1 pseudogene is annotated in these 1,002 nt (G+C 47.1%); it reads left to right on the top strand.

The window, feature by feature from the left end:
* Positions 1 to 1,002, top strand: a pseudogene (locus tag R8O70_RS26460) (tandem-95 repeat protein); the annotation flags it as partial.

The following is a 1,002-nucleotide window of genomic DNA, read 5'->3' as shown; positions in this document are numbered from 1 at the left end:
CAACCCGAACGATCATTCTGAAACGGTAACGGTACTGCTTTCCAACATTCCTGATGGCGTTGAGATATTTGATAATGATGGTAACTCGGTCGATTTAACGTTCGTTGGGTACGATGGTAATAACCAGCCAATCTATGAAGCGAATATTACGCAAGCAAACATCAACTCGGGCATTGTGATTAAACCGGAAGCATCGTCTACCGAGAATATTCACATCACAGCAACCACGATCGTTACTGAAAACGATGGTCATACGCGCACCTCAACTGGGGAAATTCGTGTGATTGTTGGCCCTGTGATTGACGCAAGAAATAACTATACCGTGGTTTCGGAAGGTGACGAAGATACGCGCTTCAACATCGATTGGAAACCAACGACCAGCCAAAGTCCAGATGCCGATGAGTTCTTCTCAGAAGTGACGATTTCTGGCTTCCCTCCTAGTTGTACCGTGTTCGTGGATGGTGTAGCGCAAACGCTCGTCGCTGGTACGTTAACATTAACGCCACAAGCCAATGAATCGGAGCAAGACTTCTCTGCTCGCGTTACGCAGAGTGGTTATGTTCAAGTTGAGTTGGAACAAGATTCCAGTGCCGACTTTGATTTGAGCACAACGTTGACCGTGAAAGAGATTGACCATGAGTACGTTGATGCGGCAAATCCAGGACAAGGGATTGCAGAAGCGGTGATTACTGGTTCGGTTCACGTTCAAGTGAATCCGGTTGTTGAGCCGGAAGATACCTCTGGTGCGATAGGCGATCAAACGCGCTTGCTGGTCACAGAAAGTAATGGTACTGCGATAGACGTTGTTAAATCGGATGCGCAAGGTGCAATCGACTTTACAATCAACACCTCTGCGGGTGGTCAAGCTGGTGCAAACATCATTAAATATCAAGAGTTTGATGCTTCTTCGGATGAGGTGGTAACTGAACTGGTTGTTCAGTTGCACACGACCGATCCTGCCATCCTTAACCAGCTAGTCATTATCGGAGCACTGAATGAAGG

It is taken from the genome of Vibrio sp. 779(2023) (genome assembly GCF_033344285.1).
Lineage (GTDB): Bacteria > Pseudomonadota > Gammaproteobacteria > Enterobacterales > Vibrionaceae > Vibrio > Vibrio alginolyticus.
Note: the sequence above shows the minus strand (reverse complement) of the source record. Positions and strands in the feature narration are given on the sequence as shown.